Below are 5,220 nucleotides of genomic sequence, written 5' to 3' on the forward strand. Positions count from 1 at the left end.
GGGGATATGGAAAAAGGCTCTTTTCGTTGTGATGCAAATGTTTCTGTGAGACCTATTGGTAGTAATGAACTTGGTGTGAGATCTGAAATAAAAAATCTAAATTCTATTCGTTATGTTATGCAAGCAATAGAATATGAAGCAAATAAACAGATTAATATTTTAGAAAATAATGAAATAGTTACTCAAAATACATTGTTATTTGATGTTTCATTAGGACAGACAAGAGTCATTAGAACTAAAGAAGATGCTCATGATTATAGATATTTTCCAGATCCTGATTTGTTTTCGGTAAAGATTGACGATCAATATATAGATCATGTAAGATCATTGTTACCAGAATTACCTTTGCAAAAAAGAGACCGTTATATTAATGATTTTCATCTAAATAAATGTGATGCAGATATTTTATCTTCCGATAAAGATGTTGCTATGTATTTTGAAAAAGTTGTAGAAAAGCATGATGCCAAACTTGCAGCATCTTGGATAATAGGTGAGCTTTTTGGTAGATTAAATAAGCTTGGAATTACTATTAATGAATCTTCAGTAAAAGCTGAGCATTTAATACAACTACTTGATTTAATAGTTGATAATACTATTTCTGGTAAGATAGCAAAACAAGTATTTGATATGATGTTTGAATCGGGTAAGCTTCCTGCATTAATAGTTAATGAGCATGGATTAAAACAAGTAGATGATGCAGATATATTGTATGCAGTTGTAGAAAAGATTTTGAAAAACAATGCGAGTAAAGTTGAAGAATATAAACAAGGCAAGGAAAAGTTGTTTGGATATTTTGTAGGACAGGTAATGAAAGAAACACAAGGTAAAGCAAATCCTGAAATGGTAAATTCTATTATCAAGCAACAATTAGAAAATAAGTAGTTTGTGAGTTGTTGTTGTTATTTAAAATGTTTGTTTGGTATAAGAAGGTTTGTTCTTTATCATTACTAATTTGTGTTGTTAAATTCATTGTTTTTATATAATGATTTTAGGATGAGTAAAATAATAACAATATGTCTACTTAAATATTCAGTGATTTAATACTTTTAAATGCTTTGTATTAGCTAAATTTATAGTATTGAATTGATTTGTATATTATGTTTGATTAGTGAAATAATAACAGTGTGTATGCTTTAAAATCCAATTGTGTAGTACTTTGAATGTTTATTGTTGGATATGTTGTACAATAAATTTGATAGATAGCAAAGTTTAACACTGAAGTTCATTTTGCAGTATGCTGTTTATTATGTGTAAGATATTTTGATAAATTTAGAGTTAGTTATTATAAATTGCAGATAATCTGTTTTATATAAGTGAAGTTGGTAATAACATTGCTTTACTTGTGGAATCAAATTAATTACTGAATCTTTGTGTTAGTCTAATAATGCTAGCTTATCATAATGTTATATGAGGCTTAGAAAGATTTAATCCTGTAGAATTTAGGTAATAACTAAAGTTTAATTGTAATTTCAAACAAAATTTGTTTTGTATCTGAGATAATAAATGTCTAAGTATTCTTGAAAGTTAAAAAGTGCTCTTTATTGGCTAAATGTCATTGATTTACATTGATAGTATAAACTTAGATGATTTTTCAATAAAAGAATACTGATTTAACCAAGATGTGATTAAGTTTATTTAGGTACAAAATATTAGAAGTGTAGGAATTATTGTGAATTAAAGTAATGTAAACTTGAAAACTTTTTTAATGTTTTTATATTGTTTAATTGAAGGAATGATTAAATTGTGTTATTAAAGCTTGTAATATAAAAATTATTAATTAAATAAAAGATTAAAACCTTATTGACAACTTCTTTTGTACTTATTAGCATTATAAATCTTATATACCGGGGGTGTAGCTCAGTTGGTTAGAGCGCAAGCCTGTCACGCTTGAGGCCGCGAGTTCGAGTCTCGTCACTCCCGCATCTTGAAAATTTTTTATTATGATTTTGTAACTTTTTGGTTTTGTAGTATTGTAAGAGAATGTCTAAAGAATAAGGAGATATTGGTGCTTGCTAGTGATATAATGAAAGGGAAAAAAGGATTAATCATTGGGATTGCTAATGATAAGTCTTTAGCGTGGGGTATTGCTAAAACTTTAGCTATGCATGGAGCAGATATAGCAGTAACTTATTTATCTGATGTTTTTAAAAAAAGAATAGATCCTTTGGTAGACTCTATAGGTGTAAAGTTAGTCTTGCAATGTGATGTATCTAAAGAAGATTCTGTAGATACTATGTTTGAACAGCTGAATGATGAATGGGAAAATATAGATTTCTTAGTACATGCTGTTGCTTTTTCTGATAAAAATGAGCTAAAAGGTAGATATATTGATACATCATTAGATAATTTTTTAACGTCTATGCATATATCATGTTATTCTCTTACTTATCTTGCTAAGAAAGTAGAAAAGATGATGTGTAATGGAGGTAGTATATTAACATTATCTTATTATGGTGCACAGAAAGTTATGCCTCACTATAATGTTATGGGAGTGTGTAAAGCAGCTTTAGAGGCAAGTGTAAAGTATCTAGCTGTTGATCTAGGTTCTCAGAATATTAGGGTTAATGCTATTTCTGCTGGACCAGTAAGAACTTTGGCATCTTCTGGGATAGGTGATTTTCATTATATACTAACGTGGAATAAATATAATGCTCCATTGAGACGTAATACTACGATAGAAGATGTTGGTGGAGCTGCACTTTATTTGTTAAGTGATTTAGGTAGAGGTACAACAGGAGAAATTTTGTATGTTGATAGTGGATATCATGCTATAGGTATGAAAGCAATAGATGCTCCTGATATTAATTATGTTGAGGCAAAATGAAAAGTGGGTACAGTATTGTGTTTATAGAATTGTGAAATTTATACCCAGCTAGATTTTTATTTGTAATAATTCTATTTCTCTAAAGTTATATTGTATTATTTGTTTTGTAAATTTATTTTTGATTGTATATTGCTATATTTAGTATAAGGTTTTAGTGTCTTTGTGGAAATTGATAGATGAGTTTATTTTTCTATTGTATAATACAAGCAATCATGATTCTCAGTAATTGTTGTACTGACGGGATTCATGGTTTTTCAAGTTATGGTTGTAGTTTTGGATTGGCTATATGAGTGATAGTAATACTGTGCTTTTAGGGGATTGTATGAAAGAAAAGCTTCAGTCCGATAATCGTGTAATTTGGAAAGACATTCAAAGTAAATTACATAAGTTTTATGGTAATGCCATATATGATAGTTGGTTAAGTGTATTAGTATATGTTAATAATGAAGGCGGTAAGGTTTTGCTGTCTGCACCTACTAGATTCATAAAAGAATGGATATTAGTACATTACTTAGATCAAATTTTAAAATACTGGCAAGATGAGGATGAAGGTGTTTGTTCTGTAGACATTTGTGTTGTGAATAATCAGGATACTAACTTAGTAGTTAATGTCAAAGATCAACAAGATAATGAAGTGAGGAATAATTATGATCATTTAAGTTCTCCATTGGATCCTAGGTTTACTTTTGATAATTTTGTAGTGGGGAAGCCAAATGAACTTGCTTTTGCTGCTGCAAGAAGAGTAGCAGAGTCTAATGATCCAATATCTGGAAGTAATCCTTTATTTCTATATGGTGGTGTTGGTCTTGGGAAAACTCATTTAATGCATGCTATTGCTTGGTATATTATAAAATCTTCTTCGAAAAGAAAAATAGCTTATCTTTCAGCGGAGAAGTTTATGTATCAATATGTTACAGCGTTGAGGAGTAAGGATATAATGCTATTTAAAGAGCAATTCCGTTCTGTTGATATTTTAATGGTTGATGATGTTCAGTTTATTAGTGGTAAAGACAGTACTCAAGAAGAGTTTTTCCATACTTTTAATGCATTAATAGATCAAAATAAGCAACTAGTCATATCTGCTGATAGGTCACCTAGTGATTTAGATGGGGTTGAGGAAAGGATAAAGTCAAGATTAGGTTGGGGATTAGTAGCTGATATTAATGAGACAACTTTTGAATTACGATTGGGTATATTGCAGTTAAAGGTTGAAAGGATGGGTATTAATATACCAAATAAAGTATTGGAATTTTTAGCAAAAAATATCAAGTCAAACATTAGAGAATTAGAAGGTGCACTTAATAAAGTAGTTGCACATTCTTCACTAGTAGGGTGTAGTATTACCTTGGATTCAGCAAGTGATATCTTATCTGATCTATTACGTGCAAATCATAAAGCAGTAACATTAGAATGTATTCAAAGGAAAGTTGCTGAGTTCTTTAATATTAAGATGACAGATATGTATTCTACTAGAAGATTAAGAACTCTAGCTCGTCCTAGACAGGTAGCAATGTATTTGTCAAAGAAACTGACTCAAAAGAGTTTACCAGAAATTGGGAAAAGTTTTGGCGGTAGGGACCATGCGACAGTAATTCATGCTGTTAAACAAATAGAAAAGCTAATAGAAACAGATGATAAATTAAGAGATGACATTAATTTATTGACTAGAATGTTAAGGTAAGTTGTACTTATTTTTATGTAAGTCAATGTGAGTTCATTGCTGTGTGTAATTATTGTGTCTTGTAATATTGATATGTTGGCTCGATAGTTAATATAAATGCTGTTTAGAAATCTGATTCTTTTTAATAGTGCTTTTGTGGTAGATTACTCTCATTGTTTCATGTTGCTGACTTGTTAGTTTAATGTGGTAATGTAATTTATTTTTATTATATATTTTTTAATAATGATAAATTGCTAGTACCTTTTTGATTATTTGTCGTGTAATATTTCTAAAATGTTATTTTTATTCAGTTTAAAATGAAAATAAGTGATTACTTTTTAATTATTTTGGTATGTACTTTTTCTATAAGGTGTTTCCTATAATCATGGTTATTAATTTATTAGTTAGCTGATTGTTAATAAAATTTTGTGGCTTTGTTATCTTGGTTTTTCACAGTAATAAGTTGTTGTTACCTTATGATATTTAGTTTGCTTAAATGTTTATGTAATAGATTATTAGCTTTTTTGTCTTGTTCTAATGTATTAAAAGTATTGTAGCTTTTTTTATTATTTTCTAAAATATTAATCTGTTTATTTGCTTCATGTTCTATTGTTTGCATAACATAACGAATAGAATTTAGATTTTTTGTTTCAGATCTTACACCAAGTTCATTACTACCAATAGGTCTCACAGAAACATTTGCATCACAACGAAAAGAGCCTTTTTCCATATCCCC

General features: G+C 29.1%; 3 protein-coding genes, 1 tRNA gene and 1 pseudogene. 4 read left to right on the forward strand and 1 reads right to left on the reverse strand.

Going from position 1 to position 5,220, the window contains the following annotated elements:
• The 4 genes from gatB (DRF75_RS04875) to dnaA form a co-directional block, all read left to right on the forward strand.
• Window positions 1–882 (forward strand): Asp-tRNA(Asn)/Glu-tRNA(Gln) amidotransferase subunit GatB (gatB, locus tag DRF75_RS04875; protein WP_045170625.1); only part of this gene is annotated, 882 nt, incomplete at its 5' end.
• A 964-nt stretch (window positions 883–1,846) separates the two neighbouring features.
• Window positions 1,847–1,920 (forward strand) — tRNA-Asp (locus DRF75_RS04880).
• A 103-nt stretch (window positions 1,921–2,023) separates the two neighbouring features.
• A complete protein-coding gene (locus DRF75_RS04885; RefSeq protein WP_045170628.1) occupies window positions 2,024–2,824 on the forward strand; it encodes an enoyl-ACP reductase FabI in 801 nt (266 codons plus the stop codon).
• Between the two features lie 286 nt (window positions 2,825–3,110).
• On the forward strand, window positions 3,111–4,505 hold the full coding sequence (dnaA, locus tag DRF75_RS04890) for a chromosomal replication initiator protein DnaA (RefSeq protein WP_045170626.1): 1,395 nt from the start codon (window positions 3,111–3,113) through the stop codon (window positions 4,503–4,505).
• 538 nt (window positions 4,506–5,043) lie between these two features.
• Here dnaA and gatB (DRF75_RS05230) read toward each other — a convergent pair.
• Window positions 5,044–5,220: pseudogene (gene gatB / locus DRF75_RS05230) on the reverse strand (Asp-tRNA(Asn)/Glu-tRNA(Gln) amidotransferase subunit GatB); the annotation flags it as partial.

The sequence above is a fragment of the Ehrlichia minasensis genome, from assembly GCF_004181775.1.
In the GTDB taxonomy this organism is placed as follows: Bacteria; Pseudomonadota; Alphaproteobacteria; order Rickettsiales; family Anaplasmataceae; genus Ehrlichia; species Ehrlichia minasensis.

What these genes read in the sequence shown, in the direction of transcription:
- DRF75_RS04885 (WP_045170628.1), top strand. Translation starts at nt 2,024, where the DNA reads ATGAAAGGGAAAAAAGGATTAATCATTGGGATTGCTAATGATAAGTCT.
- dnaA (WP_045170626.1), top strand. Translation starts at nt 3,111, where the DNA reads ATGAGTGATAGTAATACTGTGCTTTTAGGGGATTGTATGAAAGAAAAG.